23 protein-coding genes are annotated in these 21,597 nt (G+C 64.5%); 10 read left to right on the top strand and 13 right to left on the bottom strand.

Translation table 11 applies throughout. The features are described 5' to 3' along the window. Nucleotides 1–17: 17 nt before the first annotated feature. A complete protein-coding gene (locus tag GH665_RS37530; RefSeq protein WP_167531064.1) occupies nucleotides 18–2,132 on the bottom strand; it encodes an ATP-binding protein in 2,115 nt (704 codons plus the stop codon). A gap of 224 nt (nucleotides 2,133–2,356) precedes the next feature. Further along, complete coding sequence (locus tag GH665_RS37525) at nucleotides 2,357–2,971, bottom strand: GNAT family N-acetyltransferase (RefSeq protein ID WP_153142046.1); 615 nt, start codon at nucleotides 2,969–2,971, stop codon at nucleotides 2,357–2,359. Nucleotides 2,972–3,284: 313 nt separating this feature from the next. Here GH665_RS37525 and GH665_RS37520 point away from each other — a divergent pair, with 313 nt between their 5' ends. Next, nucleotides 3,285–3,626 carry a hypothetical protein gene (locus tag GH665_RS37520; RefSeq protein ID WP_153142045.1) on the top strand — a complete coding sequence of 114 codons (342 nt, stop codon included), beginning with the start codon at nucleotides 3,285–3,287 and terminating at the stop codon, nucleotides 3,624–3,626. A gap of 45 nt (nucleotides 3,627–3,671) precedes the next feature. Here the strand turns inward: GH665_RS37520 and GH665_RS37515 are convergent, their stop codons facing one another. The 11 genes from GH665_RS37515 to sctU all read right to left on the bottom strand — a co-directional run bounded on the left by GH665_RS37515 (nucleotide 3,672) and on the right by sctU (nucleotide 13,320). After that, a complete protein-coding gene (locus GH665_RS37515; RefSeq protein WP_153142044.1) occupies nucleotides 3,672–4,139 on the bottom strand; it encodes a CesT family type III secretion system chaperone in 468 nt (155 codons plus the stop codon). A 158-nt stretch (nucleotides 4,140–4,297) separates the two neighbouring features. Beyond that, nucleotides 4,298–4,450, bottom strand: a complete 153-nt coding sequence (locus GH665_RS37510) for a hypothetical protein (protein WP_217361938.1) — start codon at nucleotides 4,448–4,450, stop codon at nucleotides 4,298–4,300. A 131-nt stretch (nucleotides 4,451–4,581) separates the two neighbouring features. Beyond that, complete coding sequence (locus GH665_RS37505; protein ID WP_167531063.1) at nucleotides 4,582–4,824, bottom strand: type III secretion protein; 243 nt, start codon at nucleotides 4,822–4,824, stop codon at nucleotides 4,582–4,584. Between the two features lie 19 nt (nucleotides 4,825–4,843). Next, nucleotides 4,844–6,097 carry a secretion protein gene (locus GH665_RS37500; protein WP_153142041.1) on the bottom strand — a complete coding sequence of 418 codons (1,254 nt, stop codon included), beginning with the start codon at nucleotides 6,095–6,097 and terminating at the stop codon, nucleotides 4,844–4,846. A 155-nt stretch (nucleotides 6,098–6,252) separates the two neighbouring features. Beyond that, the gene (locus GH665_RS37495; RefSeq protein WP_153142040.1) at nucleotides 6,253–7,185 is read right to left on the bottom strand and encodes a hypothetical protein; all 933 of its coding nucleotides are present in this window, start codon (nucleotides 7,183–7,185) and stop codon (nucleotides 6,253–6,255) included. Then, the gene (gene sctS, locus GH665_RS37490; protein ID WP_064266295.1) at nucleotides 7,182–7,445 is read right to left on the bottom strand and encodes a type III secretion system export apparatus subunit SctS; all 264 of its coding nucleotides are present in this window, start codon (nucleotides 7,443–7,445) and stop codon (nucleotides 7,182–7,184) included. Before sctS ends, GH665_RS37495 begins: the two co-directional genes overlap by 4 nt. Before the next feature lie 31 nt (nucleotides 7,446–7,476). Then, on the bottom strand, nucleotides 7,477–8,127 hold the full coding sequence (gene sctR / locus GH665_RS37485) for a type III secretion system export apparatus subunit SctR (RefSeq protein WP_153142039.1): 651 nt from the start codon (nucleotides 8,125–8,127) through the stop codon (nucleotides 7,477–7,479). Then, on the bottom strand, nucleotides 8,111–9,418 hold the full coding sequence (sctQ, locus tag GH665_RS37480) for a type III secretion system cytoplasmic ring protein SctQ (RefSeq protein WP_246216504.1): 1,308 nt from the start codon (nucleotides 9,416–9,418) through the stop codon (nucleotides 8,111–8,113). The genes sctR and sctQ overlap by 17 nt, the downstream gene beginning before the upstream one ends. 22 nt (nucleotides 9,419–9,440) lie before the next feature. Continuing rightward, a complete protein-coding gene (gene sctP, locus GH665_RS37475) occupies nucleotides 9,441–10,091 on the bottom strand; it encodes a type III secretion system protein SctP (RefSeq protein WP_153142038.1) in 651 nt (216 codons plus the stop codon). 29 nt (nucleotides 10,092–10,120) lie between these two features. Further along, complete coding sequence (gene sctV, locus GH665_RS37470; RefSeq protein WP_153142037.1) at nucleotides 10,121–12,205, bottom strand: type III secretion system export apparatus subunit SctV; 2,085 nt, start codon at nucleotides 12,203–12,205, stop codon at nucleotides 10,121–10,123. A 26-nt stretch (nucleotides 12,206–12,231) separates the two neighbouring features. Continuing rightward, a complete protein-coding gene (gene sctU / locus GH665_RS37465) occupies nucleotides 12,232–13,320 on the bottom strand; it encodes a type III secretion system export apparatus subunit SctU (RefSeq protein ID WP_153142036.1) in 1,089 nt (362 codons plus the stop codon). Nucleotides 13,321–13,748: 428 nt separating this feature from the next. Between sctU and GH665_RS37460 the strand changes: the two genes are divergently transcribed. The 9 genes from GH665_RS37460 to GH665_RS37420 all read left to right on the top strand — a co-directional run bounded on the left by GH665_RS37460 (nucleotide 13,749) and on the right by GH665_RS37420 (nucleotide 21,538). Further along, nucleotides 13,749–14,330 carry an HrpB1 family type III secretion system apparatus protein gene (locus GH665_RS37460; RefSeq protein WP_153142035.1) on the top strand — a complete coding sequence of 194 codons (582 nt, stop codon included), beginning with the start codon at nucleotides 13,749–13,751 and terminating at the stop codon, nucleotides 14,328–14,330. Between the two features lie 29 nt (nucleotides 14,331–14,359). Beyond that, nucleotides 14,360–14,749: a type III secretion protein HrpB2 gene (locus tag GH665_RS37455; protein ID WP_153142034.1), complete on the top strand. Its 390-nt coding sequence runs from the start codon at nucleotides 14,360–14,362 to the stop codon at nucleotides 14,747–14,749. Between the two features lie 36 nt (nucleotides 14,750–14,785). After that, on the top strand, nucleotides 14,786–15,577 hold the full coding sequence (gene sctJ / locus GH665_RS37450; protein ID WP_246216545.1) for a type III secretion system inner membrane ring lipoprotein SctJ: 792 nt from the start codon (nucleotides 14,786–14,788) through the stop codon (nucleotides 15,575–15,577). Then, nucleotides 15,577–16,290 (top strand): type III secretion protein HrpB4, encoded by a 714-nt coding sequence (locus tag GH665_RS37445; RefSeq protein WP_153142033.1) that lies wholly within the window; start codon nucleotides 15,577–15,579, stop codon nucleotides 16,288–16,290. The genes sctJ and GH665_RS37445 overlap by 1 nt, the downstream gene beginning before the upstream one ends. Next, nucleotides 16,275–17,048, top strand: coding sequence for a type III secretion system stator protein SctL (gene sctL, locus GH665_RS37440; protein ID WP_153142032.1), 774 nt, complete (start codon nucleotides 16,275–16,277; stop codon nucleotides 17,046–17,048). The genes GH665_RS37445 and sctL overlap by 16 nt, the downstream gene beginning before the upstream one ends. 7 nt (nucleotides 17,049–17,055) lie before the next feature. Next, the gene (gene sctN / locus GH665_RS37435; protein ID WP_153142031.1) at nucleotides 17,056–18,435 is read left to right on the top strand and encodes a type III secretion system ATPase SctN; all 1,380 of its coding nucleotides are present in this window, start codon (nucleotides 17,056–17,058) and stop codon (nucleotides 18,433–18,435) included. 11 nt (nucleotides 18,436–18,446) lie between these two features. Continuing rightward, complete coding sequence (locus tag GH665_RS37430) at nucleotides 18,447–18,959, top strand: type III secretion protein SctO (protein ID WP_153142030.1); 513 nt, start codon at nucleotides 18,447–18,449, stop codon at nucleotides 18,957–18,959. Between the two features lie 19 nt (nucleotides 18,960–18,978). Continuing rightward, nucleotides 18,979–19,794 (top strand): type III secretion system export apparatus subunit SctT, encoded by an 816-nt coding sequence (gene sctT / locus GH665_RS37425; RefSeq protein WP_153142029.1) that lies wholly within the window; start codon nucleotides 18,979–18,981, stop codon nucleotides 19,792–19,794. Nucleotides 19,795–20,083: 289 nt separating this feature from the next. Further along, entirely contained in the window at nucleotides 20,084–21,538 is a 1,455-nt protein-coding gene (locus tag GH665_RS37420; protein ID WP_153142028.1) for a helix-turn-helix transcriptional regulator, read from the top strand. Nucleotides 21,539–21,597: the final 59 nt, after the last annotated feature.

Genomic DNA, 21,597 nt, shown 5'->3' with positions numbered 1-21,597 from the left:
AAATGCGAAGCAGCGGACTAGGTTTCCCCAGCCCGCTGCGCGGTCTTCCAGTTGGCCTGCGCGATACGGTCGTAGGAGGCCTGCAGGTCGATCGCGCGTTCGAGTTCCCCAGCCCTTGCCGAACACACGATCAGACCGATCAACGCATGCTGCCGGTATGCGTTGTCGGCGCAGGCATTGGCCAGTTCATAGGCTTCCTGCCAGGCGTTCGTCACCTCGTCGAGCGGTACCTGGGTCATGGCCAACGCATGCGCCAGTGCCACGCGCAGACGCATTTCGTCGCGTATGCGGCGCGGCGTGCCGGCTTCCACGCGCGCGAGCGCGGCACGGATCGTGCGCAGGTACTCGTGGGTCAGCGACAATGCGCGCCATAGCGCGGTGGACGATTCGAGCAAGGCAATCGCACCTTCGAATCTGTCATTGCGCAAGGACCAGTCGAGTGCGGCGCGCAGGTCCTCGATATCGGCGCGATCCAGCACCTCGTTAGGCGTGCGGTCGTTGCGTGAGCGGCCGGCAGCCAGACGCGGCGCGAGCGATTGCGCATGGGCCGCCGCAGCGAGGTCGGACTCGCCCGCCTGCGCGAGCGCGTCGCGGGCGAACAACTGCACCGCGCGGGGCAGGCGCAGCGTGGACTGCCCGTCTCCCTCGACCTGTTCGACGAGTCCGGCGTCGAGCAGATCATCGAGAGACGCCTCGATACCGCGTTCTGCGTTGACGGCGTGCACGTCGCCGCTGTCTTGCGACGGCGAGCATTCCGCCAGCATGCGGACCGCCGAGCAACGGGTAAATTCGCCGTTGAAAACGCTGAGCCGCCGGAAGAGCGCTCGGGTTACCTCGGAGAATTCCGCGGTGTACAACTGCAGTGTGGCGGCAACCGGCGCGAGTCGGGACAGCGGCAGGTTGGGCGCGCCGACGCTTCGCACCATCAGGTCGTCCAGATCGCGAGCGAATGCGAACAACGCGGCGTCGAGCGGGAGCCGCGCGCGCATGCGCCGCTCAATGGCCGACGCGGCCAGTTCGAGCGCGAGCGGTACGCCATCGAGGCGCCGTGCAATCAGCGCCGCCATCGCGAGCGTGTTCGGGGCAAGCCGTCCGGTGTCGAAGTCCGATAGTGGCTGCAGGTCGGCCGCCGTACGCTGGCGCACCGTGCGTTGCTCGTGCGCATGCAGCAGCAACGCGAGCCGGGCGAACAGCAGGCGCAGTGCGTCGAATTCGCGCGCCTCGCCGGCGCTTACCTTGACATGCTCAGGGGTGCGTAGCGGTCCGAGCGCCACGACGTGCTCGCTCGCCATGAATAGAGGCGCGGTCCCCGTGACGATCACCCGCAACCCCGGGGTTGCCGAAATGAACCTGTCGAGCAGGTGCGCCGTGGGCTCGCGCAGCGGTTCACTGCAATCGACGATCAACAGCATCCGGCGAGCGCCGATTGTCGCAAGCACGCGTTCGAACGCCGGCATACCCTGCTTCGGCGCGATTCGCATGGCGAGCGCCCAGGTGTCGATCAGGTTGTCGGCCGGCACATGTGGCGGCAGCGTGATGATGAACACACCGTCGGGTACATACGCGGCCAGCCGTCGTGCGGTTTCGTGTGCGAGGCGCGTCTTGCCGAGCCCAGGCGTGCCGGTCAGCGTGACGACACGGGCGGTGGACATGAGCCCGAGCAGTTCGGACAGTTCGGCGTGCCTGCCGATAAACGTTGTGAGACGCACCGGCATGCGTAGTGGGGGCGGCTCCAGCAACGCCAGTGCGGAAGGGTTTGTGCCCGCAACTGCCGGGCCGTCCGTTCCAGACGCAGCGGCTTCGGCATCGAGCGTTTGTGCGCGGCCGGCGAAGCGGTAGCCGTATCCCGGCACGGTTGTGACCAGATCGCGATCGTTGCCCAGCGCACGGCGCAGCGCGGATACCTGGGCCTGCACGGTATTGGCTTCGACGTTCACGCGCGGCCATGCCCGCTGGCCGAGTTCGGCGAGCGGAACCGGCCGCCCTTCGGCTTCGACGAGCGCGAACAGGAGTTCGAGAGCACGGCCGCTGATCTCGACGGTTACGCCGTCGACGGTGAGTCGCGGCGGGTTCTGCGACAACCGGTAGCGGCCGAAGGCAATGACCGGCCCCGTAGGCCGCGTTAACGACATCGTGGGTCTCCAGCAGGGATAAGCAGAGCGGTACGGCGGGCGGCGCATGCACAGAACGCGGTCGCGCCGTGCTGCCCCCGGCTTCGGCCAGCACGCACGTGCCGCCTCGGCGCGAGGAGCGCGCAATGAAATGCCGCAAGCTTATGGCGTGTCGAGCGGATGAGCAAGGAGAGCTTTATCAAATCCTTAGGCTGTGCGGTAGTGTGCGAGCCGCGTTTGCCGGATCACGCCGGCTCCCATTCGACGTGCTCGGTCAACCACGCCGCCGCCGCTGTCGCGGGCGGCGCGACCAGTGGACGGGTCATCGCGTACAGATAGCTATCGCCGGCAAGGAGCCCCAGATTCGGCCGGCATTCGTGATTGATCAGCTTTGCCTCAAGGGTAAAACCAAGCCGCTCCATGCTGCTGTGCGCATCGCCATCGACGGCGCAGTACGCGTAGATACGGAAAATAGGTGGTTGGGCCAGCAGCCATTTGAGCAGCTTGCGCAACGCATAGAGTCCGGCGCGCCGCCGTCGCGCACCGCCGCGGCGGCTAATGACGACGCCCAGTTCGGCGCGCGGCGGCCGCGGGCGCAACTCGATCAGCGCGGTGAGACGGCCGCTTGCCTTGTCCTCGAGTACCCAGCGAACCAGCGTGCCGTCCTGCCAGCCTCGCTGCGATTCGTCGATGAAAGTCAGGGTTTCGTCGAGCGACGCGTGGCAGCGAAAGCCCAGATAACGCGTCGTTTCGGGATCGCCGAGCATTTCGTCGAAGAGCATTGTTGCGTCGCGTGGTTCCGGCGGACGCAGCAGCAGTTCGTCGGACTCGATCAATTCAGGAGGACGAAACTGGGACATCGGGTAACTCCGCGCACAGTGGGTGGATCGATTGTGTCGGATTCGTGGCATGGTCCACCAGCGGATCGCGAAGCAGCACGCACAAGCGCGAACGTATGGTAGCGATGCCACAACGCTTGCCGGCGCCCGGAGCATGGTTCGTTTTTTCCATTTTATGGCACAACGCACAAAATCATGCGCAATGAACGGCTTCGGGTGACGCACGCTTCCTTCGCATGACAGACCATGTGCATGGCGGCGTTTCGCTATAAATGGCGGACCCGTGCGCGGGTTGGACAAAGGCCGCGCGGTTTCCCTCGAGAGGTTCAGCGCAATGACGAAGATCGATAGCTTGTCTGTTGGTGGTGCATCGGGCGCTACCTCGGAAAAGGGTATGCCGCTCGCGCCGAGCGGGAAAGCAGCCGTTGCGGTACCCACGCAAACGAAGCCCGGCGCGGAGCTCGTCGCGCTGCAGAACCGGGTCGCGCAGCGCGCCAACGCATCGTTCCGTCAGTCTGGCGCACCAGACGTGCCGCAGCATCAACCACACAATCCCGCGGGATTGGCTCAGCTCGCAAACGGCGTAATTCAGCACGCCGGGAGGGAGGCTGAGAAGGTCGCGGGTGTCGCGAAACTAATGGCCGAAGTCACGCTCGAAGCTTCGCGCAAGGTCTGATCAGCGGGCAATGCGCGGGGGGCGCCGCGAGCCTAAGCCCGGCGCTCACGCGCGCAACCAGACATAGTCGCCCGCGGCCACGCCCTCGAACATCTCGTCGGTCGATTCAATGATGTTCTGCCGCCAGTAGCGTCCATGCTCCGCGTAATGCGCGAGCAGATCGGCAAGCACGGCGCCGTCCACGTCGTAAGTCATCGGCACGCGCAGCACCAGCACGATACCGCCCGTATCGGTGTCGAGACCGAGTTGCGCCTGGTCCTGCGCGTAAATCAGCAGATTCGCTTCGAGCATCAGCCGGAACACGGTGAGCGTGCGTCCGGTGGTGACCGCGCCATAGTGAAAATTGGCGTAGATCGCCTCGAGGTCGTTTTCGAAGTGTTCGAGTTGAACGTCGAAGCCCTCGACTTCGATCGCGCGCGTGCGCAACACGTGCTCGGCGTCGGCGAGCCCTACCGTATTGCAGAGGTCGCGGACCAGTTGCACGTAGCGCTCGGAGCTGTCGTTGGTGTCCAACTGTGGTGTCCAGGAGATTCAGGCCGCCGGGATCGAGCAGGCGAAAAAGAGCGAGCGGTATGTGCGTAACGCGCAAACCGCCCGGTGTTGCGAAGGGCAGCAGGCAGCCGTCGGGAAGAACCGTTGTGCGGCCTGCTGCGGGTCGTAGCCGGTCGGCGTCAACCCTGGTGCTGGGATGCCTGGCTCAAATTGCTGCCAAGCGTCTTCATGATGTTGCCGACCGCGCCGGCCTCGGACAGCTCCTGCTGATCCTTGGCCGAATCCAGGGTGGTTGCAATCCCCTGGGCCGTCATGCCATCCATCGCACCCATTGCTGCTCCGCTCAAAGCCATAAAACCTCCTCGGTCTAGATGAAAAGTTTGCCGTCTTGCACCTTCTCTCGAAGCACGTGCCGTGCAAAACCAGCCTGGTGCCCGGCGCGGCGCGCCGGTAGCGAGCGCCCTTAAGCCGCGCCGCGTTTGTCCTGCAGGTGCGACACGATCCGGCTGGCGGCGAGCAGGCCCCGATACAGTTTCGCGAGATTGTTGCGATCGACCTCAGTCGCGCCGGTCGCCTCACTGATGTTTTTAGCCGTGGCCTCCAGAGCCGTGCGAATCGCGGCGAGCCGTGGACCGCCCGCCGGATCGTCGAGCGTCTTCTGCAAATTGTTGAAGTCGGCGGCACAGGTTTCGAGTGGTTCGTACATGTCCATCATCTCCAGAGTTTCACTTCGTCGGCAACGGCGTGGGCGCCGCGGCGGAAGCGGGGGCGGCCCCATCGACCGGCTGCATCACGCCGGTCGCGGCGCCTGATTTGACGGTGGCGGGCAGCGCATCCGAGGTGCCGTCCGCGCTGGCCAGCGTGGCGTCGCTGGCGGCCGCCGCTGACGATGCCGGCGTCTCCGGCATCGCGTAGATATGCTTCACGCCGTCCGGCGTTTCCGCGTAGCGCACATCGTCGGACGACATCAGTTCCGAAAACGAAGGCGGCAGCGGTGCGCCTTCGTTCGATTGCGCGACCCGCATGCGCAAGGTTTTCACGTTGTCGCTGAGGTCGCGGCGGATACGCACGAGTGCAGCATCGACGTCGGACGGATTGGCCGCCTTGCCTGTGACGTCGAATACGCCGTGGCCTGCATATTCCACATGAACGCCCTGTATGCCGAGCGAATCCTCGATGTTGCGCGTGTCGTTTTGCGCGATATCGTAGTGACGCAGAATCGGGGTCGACGACACGCGTGCGAGCAGCTTGCGCACCGTGGCGTCGTCTTCAGGACTGGCCACCATGCCGTTCACCGCGACGCTCGAGCCGTGCGCCTGCGCATGCAATTCGTTCATATGCGCGGTAGTAAGGGCAGTGTTGACCCGCTGTGCCAGATCGCCCGCATCGTGCGGCAATGCCGCGCGGCTGACGATCGTCGTCATCAACACCGAGCCGATCACGATTACCGCACCCAGCATCGCGCAGCCCAGCACGATGCCGACGACCTTGCGCTGACGCGAACGCTCTGCTTCGCGGCGCGCCTGCGCGGGCTTGATGAGCAGCGTCGACAGCAAGTCGAGGTCGCTCGGCCATGCGGTGTCAGGCCAGCCGATGCAGATCACCGTATCGCCGAACTGCATCGGCACGTAGTCGACAAGCAGCACCGTGCTGGTGTCGGGTGGTTCGGGTCTTGCCGCCGCTCCCACCGGCTCCATCGCTATTGCTGCCGCATGCCCGTCCGCTTCCAGTGCATTTGCCGCCATGCCGCCGCCGGTGCTCAACGGCAGTTCGTCGTCCGACACCATTTTGGGTTCCGGCATAACCGACTGCGCGCTTACCGTGCCGCTGTCGTCGACTGTCAGCAGCATGTCGGCGCCGCGCCAGTCGGAGATGCGGATATCAGCGTCGTCGTCCGCGCCGATCCGATGCGCACCCGCCGTCAGACGCAGTTCCGCGCCTGCGTGCACGCCAGTCAGGATCCGAAGCAGTTTCATCATGTGGCGATTGGTTGGTCGAACGACAGCAGCGCGCGGGCATATCCCGCAAGCTTTACGCGCTTACTCTAGCCCGTCCGTATGGCATCCCCGCACGCAATGCGAAGCGGCTAGCGCGTATGCGAATTTATGCGCCGCGATGTGCGCACGCGGTGGCGTCAGCGGCGCCCGCTGCCGCGTGCGAGCGCGCCGGTGCGCAGCAAACTCAGCGTATTGACCGGGCCATCGCGCTGCGCAGGCGGCACAGGGGTTTCGGCACTCAGCAGGAACAGGTATTCGAGGAGGTTGAGCCGTTGCACGCGGTTCAACTGCGGTTGGGGCGTGCTCGACGCCGAATGGCCGGGCGAAGTCGACTCAGCGGTGGCGGGGCGCGCGGGCGCTTTGGACTCGGCCCGCCGGCCGCCGCTGCGGTCGATCATCAACTGACGCAATTCGGCGGGATTCGCAGGTTTAAAGGGGGCGTGGCGCAGGGCCGCACGCGCATCGGCCATGAGTTCGTAGAGACGCGCGTCGAACCCGGCGTCCGGACGATTCGCCATATCGTCACGCACGTTCAGCAGCCCGTCGCACAGACCGCCACGCACCGCGTCGGCCCGCTCGGCGTCGTTCGAACAGGTTGCCGCGAGCGTCTGCAAGGCGCCCGGCATGGGAGGTGGCGCGGGGGCGCCGACGCGAGCACGGACGTTCGGCGGCAGGGCGCCCTCGCTGTCATGCTGGTCGTCGTGCGACTGGTCGCCCTGATCGCCGCCGCCGTGACCTCCACCACCGCCACCCCCGTCGCGCGTCACGCGGCGACTCTCTTCGTGCGCGCCGCTTTCGCCGTCCCCGTCGTCGTCCACGCTGCCGCCGCCGTTCATGCGGGTTCGGCGCAAGGCTGCGCGCCGCCGCCTTGCCTGCAGTTCGGCGAGCTTGCGGGTGCGCAGCGAGCCGCGCGCGCCTGGCTGTGGCTTTGGCGTGTAAGCGAAGCGGGTCGTGCCGCGATAAAGGGCGGCATGCCGCGCGACGTCCTGCTCGTTGCCGGCTCGCCCCGTTTCATGCGTGCGCGCGAGGTTCGCGGTCTCGGCTTGCGAGGGTTGCGAAATGCGCGTCATTGCGGCACCGCTGCCTGCATCACTTCGTTGGCGAAATGCAGGATTGCCGCGGCCGAAAACGGCGCGGCGATCACGATGGCGACCGTCACGGCGATCAGCTTTACGCCATGCGACAGCGTTTGATCCTGCATCGAAGTGATGGCCTGTAGAAACGAGACCGCGAGCCCCACGACGGCGGCGACGATCACGATCGGCAGCGATACGAACATGCACAGCAGCATGCCCTGTGTGGTGAAACGAACGAGTGTGTCGATATCCATGCGCTCAGTTCCTGCGTGGCGTGCTTACCGTCTACCGGTAAGTCATGACGAGGCCGTGGATCAGGGTCGACCAGCCGTCCATCACGACGAACAGCAGCAGCTTGAACGGAATCGCGACGTTGGTGGGTGTCACCTGGTTCAACCCCATTGCGAGCAGCACGTTGGCGATGATCAGATCGATCACGATGAACGCGATGTACAGCAGGAAGCCGATCTTGAACGCATCGGTGAGCTCGCTCAGCGTGAAGGCCGGCGCCAGTACGATCAGGTCGTTTTCATGCAGGCTGTTAGCCGCCTCCTTCGGCCACACGACATTCGCCGAGCGGATAAAGAAACGCTTTTCGCGCTCGTTCGCGTGTTTTTCGAGGAAGGTCCGGAACGGCTCGCGCGCGGCGCTGAACACCTGGATCAGTGCCTGAGTCGGCTGGCCAGCGATTTGCTGGTTCTGCAGCGATTGCGCGGCACGCATGCCGACCGGCGCCATCACATACAGCGACACCAGAATCGCAATGCCGTTGAGCACCATATTGGGCGGCACCTGCTGGACGCCTAGCGCGTTGCGCAGCAGGCCGAGCACGACCACGATCTTCGCGTACGAGGTCACGACCATCGCGACAAACGGCACGAGGCTGATCGCGATGACGACGAGCAGTAAGCCGGTAACGTCACTGAACTGGACCATCGCCGTGCGCCATCCGCAAGATTCGTACGCCAAGATGTTCGCCGACCGTCACGAGTTCGCCGTAGCCGATGGTCTGGCCATGCGTGACGAGCTTCAACTGAGCCTCGGCAACCGGGGTCGGCAACTCCAGCACGTAGCCGGGACGCAGCGCATAGAGTTGCGATAACGGCAGCGCAACCGTGTCGACTTCGAACTGAACCGGCAGATCCAGTTCGCCGATCTCGATGGGATTCTCCGGTTGATCGGGGACGAGCGAATCGTCGAGGCGAACTGGATCCAGTTCATCGGTCATGGTCGGCTCCTTCGTGATGGAAAGCATGCGCCCGTCGATCGTCACGGGCGCGTGCAATCGGATCAGGCCGGGCGTGCCCCACGCGGCGATCGCGGTGGCCCCGGCTGGCTGCGCGGTATCGGCGGCGAGCGGCAGCAGGCGGCTGGCGAGCGCGCGCAGCAGAACATCGCCTGGCACGAGTGCGCGCAGCGTCTCGACCGGCAGGCGACGCGATCCGAGTACGGCACGCCCCGGGACGAGGCAATCCGCCAGGCGGGCGTGCCCGGCGGCTGCGTGGCCCGCGTGCGTCAAGGCTGTGTGGGCGAAGCGTGTCGATTGCGCCGCGAGCAGGTTTTCGAATGCGCCCAGCAGTGCCGGGGGAACGGTAACTTCGGCGGCAAAACGGCGTCCTTCGAACGTGAATGACAGCGCAACCGGTGCGGCGTCGGCGGGGATCAGGCGGGCCGGTACGCTGCGCAGCAGTCGCGCGATACGCAGTTCGAGCCCGAGCGCCGCCAGCCGTTGTAGCAGTGGTTCGAGCAATACGCCCGCCACCGCGAGGCGCAATGCGCGTTGCGCGTCCGGCAGCGGCACCGCGCCGTTCTCTGCCGGCCATGCCGCGATATCGAGCGAGGGATGTTCGGCCAGATCGAACGTCACGTAGACGGGGCCCGCGCGATGCAGGAGTTCGAGCACGCCCGGCTGAACGAAGCGCTCGCTTGCCGGCGCGGATACGTCGCGCAGCGCCGCTTGCCATCCGTCGATACCTGGCAGGTGCTGCACGGCCCACGCCGTACGCGCATCGCAGACGAACCGCGCAGTACGCGCGGCAACCGGCGACACTGCGCGCAGCGGCAGACGCGGCGCGGGTACATCGTGAGGCTGGACGCGTGCCGCATGCGCGTCATCCTGCCGGGCGTGCGTATCTGGCCGCCTGTCGGCGCGTTCGACACTCCCCGGCATTTCAGCGATCGGATAGCCCATGCGATGGCGGTAGAAATAGGATTGGTGCGTCTGCACGAGCACCGGGGCATGGCGGATATCACCAGACCGTCAACTCGATATCACGCGGTGCGCCCCATGCTTTCAACAGCGAATCGATCTCGCGTTCGAGCATGGTGCTGTGGTTCAACAGTAACTGCTTTGTTTCCGTGCTCGACGTGTCGAACCGAAGCGAAAGCCTGAAACACGAAAGTGACAGATACAGCGTGGTGTCGGGCAGCACGGCCTTGTCGAGCGGCATCTGGACTTCCCAGTTGCCGGCGTTGCCGATGGCCGGGTCGGAGCAGAACGCGGTGACTTCGCTGGCAAGCGAGGTCGCCAGTTCGAGGAATTGACCCTGCGTGCGAAACAGGGCGTCGACCACCGGCAGCGTCGCGCCGCAGACGCGTTGCGTGACCGCTTCGCGCTGGCTTGCCGCCGCCTGGTCGCCGATGTCGCCTGATTGATCGGCATAGCCATCGCGTTCCTCTTCATCGCGCGACTCGAACATTCGCGGCCGGCCGCCGCCGGATTCGTCTTTGCCGCCTGTCACCCGTGCGTTATCGGCGTCGTGCGAGCGCGCGGCCAGACGCTGCATGCGTGTCCTGCGCGCGAGGCCCGCGTAGTCGAAGGCGCGCACCCGCGCCTCGTCGGCCTTCTGTTCGGCAGCCAGGTCGCCGGGGATGATGCGCAGTGAGCGGGATTCGATCATGAGCGTGACAAGATGCGGGAGGCGGGCGTTCAGATCGTCACGCGGCCGAGCGGCTGCAATTCGACGTGCTCGCCGAGTTCCTGATAGGAATAGACCGACAGCCAGCCAAGCCGCGCCTCGATCATGCGCCGCACGTAGCGGCGAATATCCATCGACGTGACGAGGGCCACGCCTTCGCGCGGCACCTGGCCGACGAACGACTGGATCTTGTCGACGAGGAAATTGGCTTCATCAGGCGGGAGTGCCAGGAAGTTGCCGGTCGGTGTCTGTTTGATCGCCGCGCGGATATGCTGTTCGACCGGCAGGTCGAATAGCACGGCGGGGAGTTGCCGCGTGCCGCCGGCCGCGCGATGGGCGAGAAAGCGCGCGAGATCGCCGCGTACATACTCGGTGAGCATCAGCATGTCTTTTTCTTTCGCACCCCAGACGATCAGGCTCTCGAGAATATTGCGCAGATTGCGGATCGGAATCTGTTCTTCGAGCAGCCGCCGCAGCACGTCGGCGATTCGCTGAGGCGGCAGGACTTTTTGCACCTCGGCGACCAGACCGGGATACTCCGCATTCTGCTGATCGAGAATCCACTGCACTTCCTGAATGCCGAGGAACAGCGACGCATGACGGCGCAACATGGCAACGGAAGCATGGGCGATCACCTGCTCCGCGCGCCATGCGGGTATTTTGGGCGGGAGCGATTTTTCGTCGAGCCACCAGGTCGGACCTGGGCCGCCGTCGAGTCCGCGGCGCTGCTCGCCGCGCTGGGTCAATGCCGCGATCTCCGTCTGCAAGGCCTCGTTTTTACCGAGCGATATCGCATCGGGCAGCATCACTTTGCCGGGCGGCAATTCGATCGCACAGTACGGCACGTCGTGCATCAGCAGTTCGCAACTGGACGGAGGCAGGCTGTCGCTCGTCCACATCGTGATGCCTGGGAAGGGCAGGCCGAGGTATTCCTGCAAACGCGTCCGTTCGGTTTCGAACGATTTGTCGAGCGCGACGGTGGACAGGCGCGGCACCAGGTCCGGCGAGATTCTCACGCCGAGCGGACACGCGAACTGCGGCGGCCGCATCAGAATGGCGGGCACATCGATCTTCGAGCCCGAGCGCTGCATGGCGGTGACGGTCTCGCCGGCATGCGTGCTCGAAGCCGGCGAGCGCTTGCTCAGGCGGTAGCCGCAGAACGCCAGTGTGCTGGACAGCAGCAGGAAGAGCATGGTCGGAAAACCGGGTACCGCTGCGAAGCCGAGCAACAGGAGGCTTGCGAAGTAGAGCGCCCGGTAGCTGGTGGAGAGCTGACGGCCGATCTCGTCGCCGAGCGAAAGCGGCTTGGCGTCGCGCTCATCGGCCACCCGTGTGATCATCACGCCTGCTGCGACAGATAGCAGCAGCGACGGAATCTGCGAGACCATCGCATCGCCCACGGAGAGCACCGAGAACCGGTTGGCCGCTTCGCCCGCCGACATGTCGTGATACGCGACACCCACCGCAATGCCGGCCACGATATTGATCATCGTGATGATCAGCCCCGCGATGGCGTCGCCTTTGACGAATTTCATCGCGCCGTCCATGCCGCCGTGCAACTGGCTCTCGACCGCCAGGGTGGCGCGTTTGCGGCGCGCTTCTTCGGGCGAGATGATGTTGGCGCGCAGATCGGCGTCGATACTCATCTGCTTGCCCGGCAACGCATCGAGCGTAAAGCGCGCACCCACTTCCGCGACCCGTTCCGAACCTTTGGCGATCACGATGAACTGCACCGTGGTAATGATCACAAAGACCACGAGTCCGACCACCAGATTGCCGCCCACGACCAGTTCGCCGAAGCTTTCGATGATATGGCCCGCGTCGGCGTGCAGCAGGATCGACTTGGTCGACGCGATGTTGAGGGAGAGGCGATAGAGCGTGGTGAACAGCAGCAGCGAAGGAAACACTGACAGCGAAACAACGCTGGGCACGTACATCGTAATCATCAGCAACGTGACGCTGATGGTGATGTTGATGGCCAGCAGAATGTCGATCAGCGCCGGCGGCAGCGGCAGGATCATCAGCGAGATGATCGCCACGACGAGCAGCGCGATGCCGATTTCCCCGCCTGCCGGAAATTTCAGTGACTTGAACATCTCGAACCTCTTGGTGTTGCGTAGCGTCAGTGCAGCGAGGAGGCCGGGTCTTCAGCAGAGGCAGCCTGTTTTTTCGCGCCGATCGCATCGACCCAGCGCAGGATCGCAGCAACCGTTTCAAAGAGTTCCTCGGGGATCGGTTCGTCGAGGCCGACCTTGTAAAGCGCCCGCGCGACCGGCGGATTGCCGATGATCGGCACGTTTGCCTGCTGGGCGAAGCTGCGCAGTTGCGCGGCGCTCTCGTCCATCCCCTTGGCGGTCACGAGCGGCAGCGGGTGCTCGCCGGGCGCATAGCGGATCGCCACCGCGTAGTGCGTCGGGTTGACGATGAGCGCGTTGGCAAAACCGACTCGCTGCTGGGGCGCTGCAGAATTCGCGAACTCGCGCGCGAGCCGTTTGCGTTCTCCCTTGATCTTCGGATCGCCTTCCTGCTGCTTGTGCTCGCGCTTGACCTCGTCTTTCGACATGCGCATCTTGCGGATGAACATGACTTGCTGCAGCTTGACGTCGGCGCTGCCGATCACCACGAACACCGCTGCCGCGATCGAGCACAGCTTGAGAATCAGGTCCCAGAACATTTTCGACAACTGCGGCAGCGGCTGATACAGGGAGCCGACGATGAGCGGCAGCATCCATCTGATCGTCCACCACATAACGACGCCGATGATGACCGCCTTGACGATCATCTTGATCAGCTCGATCACCGTGCGCCACGAGAAAATCCGCTTGAAGCCGTTGATCGGACTGGCATTCATCGGATTGGGCACGACCGGTTTGGTGGCGACCTTGAAGCCGACCTGGGGGATCAGGATGGCCATCGCCGCCACCGCCCCGATCAGGACGCACGGCACCACCACCAGCAAACCCTGGCCGCCGAGGCTATACAGCTTGCCGAACAGATTGGGCAGCGAGTGATCGCCGGAGACGAAGCCGAGCGCGGTGACGATGATCGCGCGAAACGCGCCCGCGAACGTGCCCGACGCGAGAAGCAGCACGCCGATTACCGCGGACATCGTGACGGCGTCGGTCAGATCGGTGCTCTTCGATACCTGGCCTTCCTTGCGCGCGTCCCGGAGCCGCTTCTCGGTGGGCTGTTCGGTCTTTTCTTCACTCATCGGACATCTCTGTGAACGGGCGGAGGGGCCTGGGGCGAATGCTGCGGGTACGCGCTTGCAGGCGCGATGTCCGATCCACCTCGACAAACGATGGTATCGGCACGCTTGCGCAATTCGTGCGCGGGACGCGAAGCGGCCACGTCGCAAGCGAAGCGCTACGCGGACCCTGCGGGCGGCGCCGGTGCAGACACGCATAGGCACGACCTATGCGGTGCGGTGGGGCCTGTGCGAAGCAGACACGTGCGCTTCGCCCACGTTGCGCTTGCTTCGCGTCACCCCGGCAGCGGCGCCGCCCCGGTGGGTATCTTCCGCATATCGACAGATCGGGGTATTGGCGTGAGCGGCGTCCGTGGGGCAGGGCGCGAGCGCATCGCGATGCATCGGTCTTCTGTAATCGGTCGGCATTCACCTTGCGGGAGCTCTGCGCCATGAGTGTTACTTCGACGAACTATCTGAACTGCAGTCAGGACATCGTGAGCGGCCTGATCGAAACGGTCTCCGCAGTGCTGCTCAACAATTTCCCGGTGCTCGAAGTCGATCCTTACGACATCGAGCTGGTGCTCGATGCGCTGCGGGTACTGCGTCCGAAGATGGCGGAACTGGAAACGGTCGATGCCGTCCTGCATATGCAGCGCGGCAATTGGGACGATGCGATCCAGGTTTTCTACCGCGTCATTGCCGACGCGCCGCGCTTTGCCTACGCCAAGGCGCTGCTGGCCTTCTGTCTGTCGGCCAAGGGCGATCCGAACTGGAAGCGCAGTGCGGGCGAGGCGATGGAAGAAAATCCGGACCGCAATACCCGCCGGCTGGTGCGTGCGCTCGAGGCGCGCGACGATCTGCGCGCGGCGGTGCGCACCTATCGCAACGGCGGCAAGTTCGAGGTGCCGATGTCGATCGCGACGCTCAGCGATGAAAACGACGAAAGCGCCGACGAACCCGTCAAGGTAGGCACAAAGCCTGCCGCGGCGACGGCGGAGGCGATTCCCCAGCATCACTATCTGCGGATCTGAGCCACGGTTCGTATCGCGGGAGATTGGTTATGAGCGTGTCCGTAACGTCAAAGCAGATCGCGGCTGCACTTGAGAAGAGCGCGGCGCAGTCCGCAGCGGATCCCTCCATGCAGCAACTCGGCGACAAGTTCAAGTCGCTGATGCAGCAGCCGCGCATGGAAGCGCCGTCGCACGGTCAGAACGACGGCACGAATGTGGTCTCGAAGCTGGTCGCGTCGCAGGACGCGGAATTGCAGCGCTCCGTCAACGACGTGGTCTCACTGTCCGACCACGCTGAAGGCATGTCGATGCAGGAGATGACGGCCGCCACGATGAAGGTGACACTCGAACTGGCGAGCACGCAGCTCGACATGGAAGCGAAGATGAGTGTCGTCGATTCGTCGAAATCGTCGCTCGAAACCCTGATGAAGAATCAATAGCGCATGTCCGCAACGAATCTCGATACGGTGAGCGCGATGCGGCGCTGGACGCGGCGCGGCGCCATGTGCACGATGCTCGTGCTATGCGTGGCGCTCGCCGGATGCCAGAAGGAGCTGTACGGCAATCTGTCGGAGCAGGACGTCAACGAGATGGTCGTCGCGCTGCTTGAACAGGGCGTCAATGCGACGAAAGCGACCTCGGACGACGGCAAGACCTGGGCGCTCGACGTCGACCAGAGCCAGATGGTCCGTGCGATGGAAGTGCTGCGGGCGCGCGGTCTGCCGCACAGCAAGTACGACGATCTCGGCAGCCTCTTCAAGAAGGACGGCCTCGTGTCGACACCGACCGAGGAGCGCGTGCGTTTCATCTACGGTTTATCTCAGGAGCTGTCGTCGACATTGTCGAAAATCGACGGCGTGATCGTCGCGCGGGTCCAGATCGTGTTGCCGAATAACGATCCGCTGGCGCAGCAGATCAAACCGTCGTCGGCGTCCGTCTTCATCAAATACCGGCCCGATTCCGATGCCAGCACACTGGTGCCGCAGATCAAGACCCTCGTGATGCACAGCGTCGAAGGGCTCACTTACGACGCGGTAAGCGTCACCGCGGTGCCGGCCGACCCGGTCGACCTGTCCCGTCTGCCGCAAGCGCAGTCACCGTTGCCGATGATCGTCGCGGCCGCGTTGGTGTTCCTCGTGTGCGCAGCGGCACTCTTCGTATGGATGAAGCGTGGCGTACCGGCGAAGTTCACCGCGAGCGGCTTTGGTGCGCGGCTTAACGCGCTGCTCGCACGGCTGCGGCGTGTCAAACCGACCACCTCCGCCTGATGACCGCCTCGATTGCGTTTCCCTTTGCGCGGGCAGCGGCTGCGTTTGCCGCGTACGAGCGCAATGCCCGTGACGCGGTGCACTGGGTCCATCCGTCATGGCTTGCTGCTGCGCTGGGTGTCGACGCCGGCGCGCTTGACGGCTTGCGTGCCGCGCTTGCAACGGCGGCACGTGCGCAGGTTGAAGCGTGTTCGCTGGCGCTGCTGCGCACACTCGGCGTGCCGGCCCCGTCCTTCGACGCCTTGCGCGCCCCTAACCTTGCCGTGCTCGACGCGTTGCCGCCGCAGTGGGGGCTGCGGGTATTGCGGATGCGCTCGCTTGCCCTACGCCGTGCCGATGTGCGGCGTCTGATTGACAAGCGCAACCGCATGCAATTGTCGGAATACGTGGGCGTGTCGCTCGACCGGCTGACCGGCGGCGCATCTGGTGCGGCAAATGCACCGGATACGACGCGGCTGACCGCGCGCGGGCTGCTGCCCGCATTGGACCGTCTCGACGCCGACACGCTCGCGTGCGAGGGCTACGCATTGATGGCACGCGATGCATGCAGCGTCGCGGCACCGTTTGGGTTGCTGCGTCTCGCGTTGCCGCGCAATCTTCCGGTGCCGCCCTGGCTCGATGATGGCGGCCGCGAACTCGACGCGGGTGGTACGGCGCGGCTCGTCGCGCGCTTGCCGGAACTGCTTCCGGAGTGGGCATGGTTATTTGGTTGAGATCGGATCGGGAGATGCCGGATGCGGCCGGTGCGCGCGTCGGAGCCCACTCGGACGTGATTCCGCGCGCCACCTTCGGCGCGCTGCTGGAGATCGATCAAGCGTATGCGCAACTCGCGGCCGATTGCGCAACCGCACTCGCGCAGGCCCGCGACGAAGCAGCGGCTATCGTCGATGCGGCGCGTCTCGAGGCGCAGGAGATTCTCGCGGCGGCGCGCCGCGAATACGACGCCGCGGCCGAACATGGCTACCGTGACGGCGAACAGCAGGCTCTGGCGGACTGGGTCGAACGGCTCGCCGATGCGGGTGCCGAACAGCGGCGCACGCAAGTGAGAATGCGCGAGCGCCTCGCGGAGATCGTTACTGTCGCGGTCGAGCAGATCGTCAATGTGCAGGAATCGGATCTGCTGTTCGAACGGGCGCTGACGACGGTCGACAGGATCGTCGAAGGGGCGACCTATCTCAGGGTCGCTGTCAGCCCGGGTGACTACGACAAGGCCTGCGTCGCCTTCGAGCGTTTATCGGCGCGCTGGCGCGAACTGGGCCGGCCGTTTCCTCTTTCCGTGGTGGCGGACAAGCGGCTTGAAGCGGGTAGCTGCATTTGCGAATCCGACTTCGGCGCGATCGACGCGAGCCTTGCCACCCAGTTACGCGCAATGCGTTCCGCGGTAGCGCGTGCGCTCAAACAATCGGCGAGCGAGGCCCGCGACGATCCCGAAGCCGCGGAGCTCGATGATGAGCCCGCTGACGGTTACTGACCGCACGATGAACTCCCCACACCCTATTCCCGACGAACGGCCCGACGGCACGCGCGCGCGGCGGCTGCTCGATGTCGAGCGTCTGACCGACGCGATCGAGCAGGAGATTCTCTCGACCCGCAACATTGCCCGCAGCGGCAAAGTGCTCGAGGTGATCGGCACGCTGGTGAAAGTCGCCGGACTCGATGTGACGCTGGGCGAACTGTGCGAGTTGCGCTCGGCGAGCGGCGCGCTATTGCAGCATGCCGAGGTGATCGGTTTTACGCGCGACGTCGCGTTGCTCTCGCCGTTCTCACGGCTAGCCGATATTTCGCGATCCACTCAGGTCATCGGGCTCGGCCGGCCGCTCTCGGTGCGCGTTGGCGATGCGCTTCTGGGCCGCGTGATCGACAGCCTGGGTCAGCCGATCGACGGGCTGGGGCCGATCGACGCCGAGGATGAACGGCCGATCTTCGCGAATCCGCCTGACCCGATGAGCCGCCAGATGATCGAAGCGCCGCTTGCGACCGGCGTGCGTATCGTGGACGGCATGATGACGCTGGCCGAAGGGCAGCGTATGGGCATTTTCGCGCCGGCCGGCGTCGGGAAGAGCACCTTGCTTGGCATGTTCGCGCGCGGTGCGCAATGCGACGTGACGGTGATCGCGCTGATCGGCGAGCGCGGCCGGGAAGTGCGCGAGTTCGTCGAACTGATTCTCGGGCCTGAGGGCATGGAGCGTTCGATCGTGGTGTGCGCGACCTCGGACCGCTCGTCGATCGAACGTGCGAAGGCGGCGTACGTGGCTACCGCGATTGCCGAACATTTCCGCGACCAGGGGCGCCGCGTGCTGCTGATGATGGATTCGCTGACCCGCTTTGCCCGCGCGCAGCGCGAGATCGGGCTCGCGGCCGGCGAGCCGCCTGCGCGGCGCGGCTTTCCACCGTCGATCTTTGCCGAACTGCCGCGTTTGCTGGAACGGGCCGGGATGGGCGCGACCGGTTCGATCACCGCGCTCTACACCGTGCTGGCGGAAGACGATTCAGGCAGCGACCCGATTGCCGAAGAGGTGCGCGGCATTCTGGACGGCCACATGATTTTGTCGCGCGAGATCGCGGCGAAGAACCAGTACCCGGCCATCGATGTGCTCGCGAGCCTTTCGCGCGTGATGCCACAGGTGATGTCACGCGACTATGTGCAGGCCGCAGCGCGGGTGCGGGAGTTGCTGGCCAGCCATCGAGAGGTCGAGATGTTGCTGCAGATCGGCGAATACAAGCCAGGCGGCAACCTGCTCGCGGACGAAGCGATCGGCAAGATCGACGCAATCCGGGCGTTTTTTTCGCAGGCGACCGATGAATTCGCGGCACCCGAGGACACCGAGGCGCAGCTCTTCGCGCTCGCTGGCGGGTGACGCGGATGGGGATGAGCGTTGCCGACCGGCGCATTGCCGCGCTGCGCCGCACGACTGAGCGCCGCACCCGTCTCGAGAAAGAATTGCGGGCGACCCTGGCGACCCAGCGCGAGGCGCTCGCGCGCATCGAAGTGCAGCGTGACGACAAGCAGACTGCGGTGCAGCGCGAGCGCGATCTTCTGCAGTCATGCCACGAGCGTATCGCCCAACTGATGAGCGGCAGCAAGGCATTCGCGCTGGCCGAGATGAACGCCGGCATGCGCCATGCGGAGATCGTCGCGGACCGGCTGCGTGTCGTCGAAGGCGAACTCGCTGCGCTGGAGCAGGCCGTGCAGGCGAGCGCCGCCGAGGTCGCCGCGACCTTGCGCGCGATCGCGAACAACCGCGGCCGGATCGATATCTGTACCCAGCGCGTTGTGGAGATCGGGCGAACGGTGGCCAACACCGCGAGCGACGCCGCTGACGAAGAGGCTGAGGAAGCCGCGCTCGCCCGCATGCGGCTCAACGCGCGCTCCACCGTCTGACACGAAGCACAGGCCACGGATGAATGAAGCCCTAACGACACTTCCGCAATTCGGCACCACGCTGATGGATTACCTGATGGTGCTGGCCGTCTGTTCGGTGCGGCTCTTTGTGATGCTGTACATTTTTCCGCCTACGGCCGACGGCATTCTCCAGGGTGTCGTGCGCAACGGCATTGTGTTGCTGTTCAGTTCGTTCATCGCCTATGGACAACCCGCGTCGCTCGTCACCTCACTGACGGGCGTGACGCTGATCGAAATCGGCCTGCGCGAGGCCATTATCGGACTCGTGCTGGGCTTTGCCGCCTCGACCGTATTCTGGGTTGCTGAAGCCGCGGGCACCTATGTCGACGATCTGACCGGATACAACAATGTGCAGATCACGAATCCGTTGCGCCAGGATCAGTCGACGCCGACCGCGACGCTGCTTTCGCAGGTGGCGAGCGTCGCCTTCTGGACCTTCGGGGGCATGACGTTTCTGCTCGGTGTGCTCTACGAGTCTTATCACTGGTGGCCTCTGACGTCGAACACGCCGGTGGCGGCGAATGTTCTCGAGAGCTTTGTGCTGACGCAAACCGATACGTTGATGCAGACGACGGCCAAACTCGCGGCGCCCATGATGTTCGTTCTGCTGCTGGTCGACCTTGCTTTCGGTTTCGGCGCGAAGTCTGCGCAAAAACTTGATCTCGTGACCTTGGCCCAGCCCGTCAAGGGTGCGTTGACCGTGTTGATTCTGGCGCTGTTCGTGGGGGTTTTTGTCGATCAGGTCAAGGACCAACTGGTTTTGACGAGCCTTGGCGAACAATTGCGCTCTATCGCCGGCGAGATGAAAAAATAGCCTATTTTTCGTAGGATTCCGGTCATCAGAAATTAATCCAATACGTGCCGGGCCATCACAGATAGCGTCCAACGCTCGCGCAAATCTCAACAGCTCTCAAATCCTCAAGCGCGATCAGATTTGTTGAAAATTCGCGTGACCCATTTCTATACATTGGGGCATCGCGGTCGCCGGTCACATCGTCATTCACGTCGCTGCATCTGTGGATTCCTGTCCAGGCATCAGTACCGCATGTCATGCATCCATGCCGGGACTCGCCTGCATGCACGCATCTACGAGGAGTCGAACGATGTTTCTGACGCTTTATTTTCCACTGGCTGCGGCACTTAGCGTGCGGCGCCTGCCGGAAGGATTTCTCGACAAACTGCTGGAAGGCAATCTCAACGCGGCGCGTGCTCAGGCAAACCGCTGGGCCGAAGAGACGCATCAGCGCACCGACATGCCTTGGCTCCTGCAGATCTACGCCGACATGCAGATGACACTCGGCATTGGCGACGAAGCGGAGGAACAGTATCGCCGAGCGCAGAAAGCGATTCGCTCGCCACGTGAGGCGATCCGCGCGGCTTCGTGCCGCAACGTCGGCTGGCAAGCGTTGTTTCGCCATCGCTTTGCGACGTCGTTGTCGTGCTTCGCGCGCGTGGTCGACGAAACCGGCATCGAACCGGTGCAGCGGCTCGAAGCGCGTTTCGGCATTGCCTGCGCACTGTACGAACTCGGGCAGTCGCGCGATGCATTCGATGCACTCGACGAACTCACGGCAATGGCCGCGTCGGCGAATGAAGGCGGCTCGGCGGCTTGGCGCGACGTCCTCACGACGTTGCGCTTCGATGTCGCCGTGCAACGCGAACTGCGTTCCTCCGTGCTGCTGAGCGATCACGTGTATTGGCAATCCGGCATGGCCGACGAACGCGTGGCGGGCAGCGGCGACGCCGGCGTGGCCGCCGATGTTCAAGAAGCCGAGGCATTGCGCGTACAGGCGCCGCTGCTGCGGGAGCGGATCGTTTATCTGCAGCAGTTGCGTGCGCTGATGAAGGGCGAGCGTGACGCGATGGACGGCATCGGCATGCATCTGAACTGGGCCCAGAACGCCGGGCTGCACGAGTATCTGCGCACGACACGCTTTGAAATCGTCCTCGCGGCGCTTGCCTCGGATGCACCGCAACTCGCGGAAGCCATGCTGGAACCGCTGCATCGAACCGACTATGCGGCCGCGACGGGGCACCGTCAGCTCGAGTATCTGTACTGCGTCGCCAAGGTGCGCCAGGTGCAGGGGCGCACGCTCGAATCGATGCAGCTATACAGCCGCTACGCCCTGATTACGACGCAATGCCTGCGCGACGATGCGCCGGCCATCGCGCCGTTCGCGAACCGGGCGGCGCGACATGGGGCGCAACTCGACGATGTGGGCGCGCGTTTGCCCGCGAAGTACCGGCGCGCCTATCGTTACCTGCTGGAGAATCTCGATCGCCACGACCTCTCGGTGCGTGAAGTGGCGGCCGAAGTGGGGGTGACGGAGCGCGCGCTGCAAAGCGCATTCAAGAACTTCCTTGGCCTGTCGCCGACCGAACTGATCCGGCGGCAGCGCATGGAGCGCATCCGCGCCGAACTGCTGCAAGACTCGTTCACGAGCGATCGCAGCGTGCTGTGCGCAGCCAACAAATGGGGCGTGCAAAACCGTTCGACGCTCGTCAGCGGCTATCGCAAGCAGTTTCACGAAGCGCCTTCAGAAACGCTGGGACGATAGACCCAGGGCTTTTGCGCCGGCGGCGCCGGTCGCGCCGGCTGCTGCGACCAACCTACAAT

Source organism: Paraburkholderia agricolaris, assembly GCF_009455635.1.
In the GTDB taxonomy this organism is placed as follows: domain Bacteria; phylum Pseudomonadota; class Gammaproteobacteria; order Burkholderiales; family Burkholderiaceae; genus Paraburkholderia; species Paraburkholderia agricolaris.
Note: the sequence above shows the minus strand (reverse complement) of the source record. Positions and strands in the feature narration are given on the sequence as shown.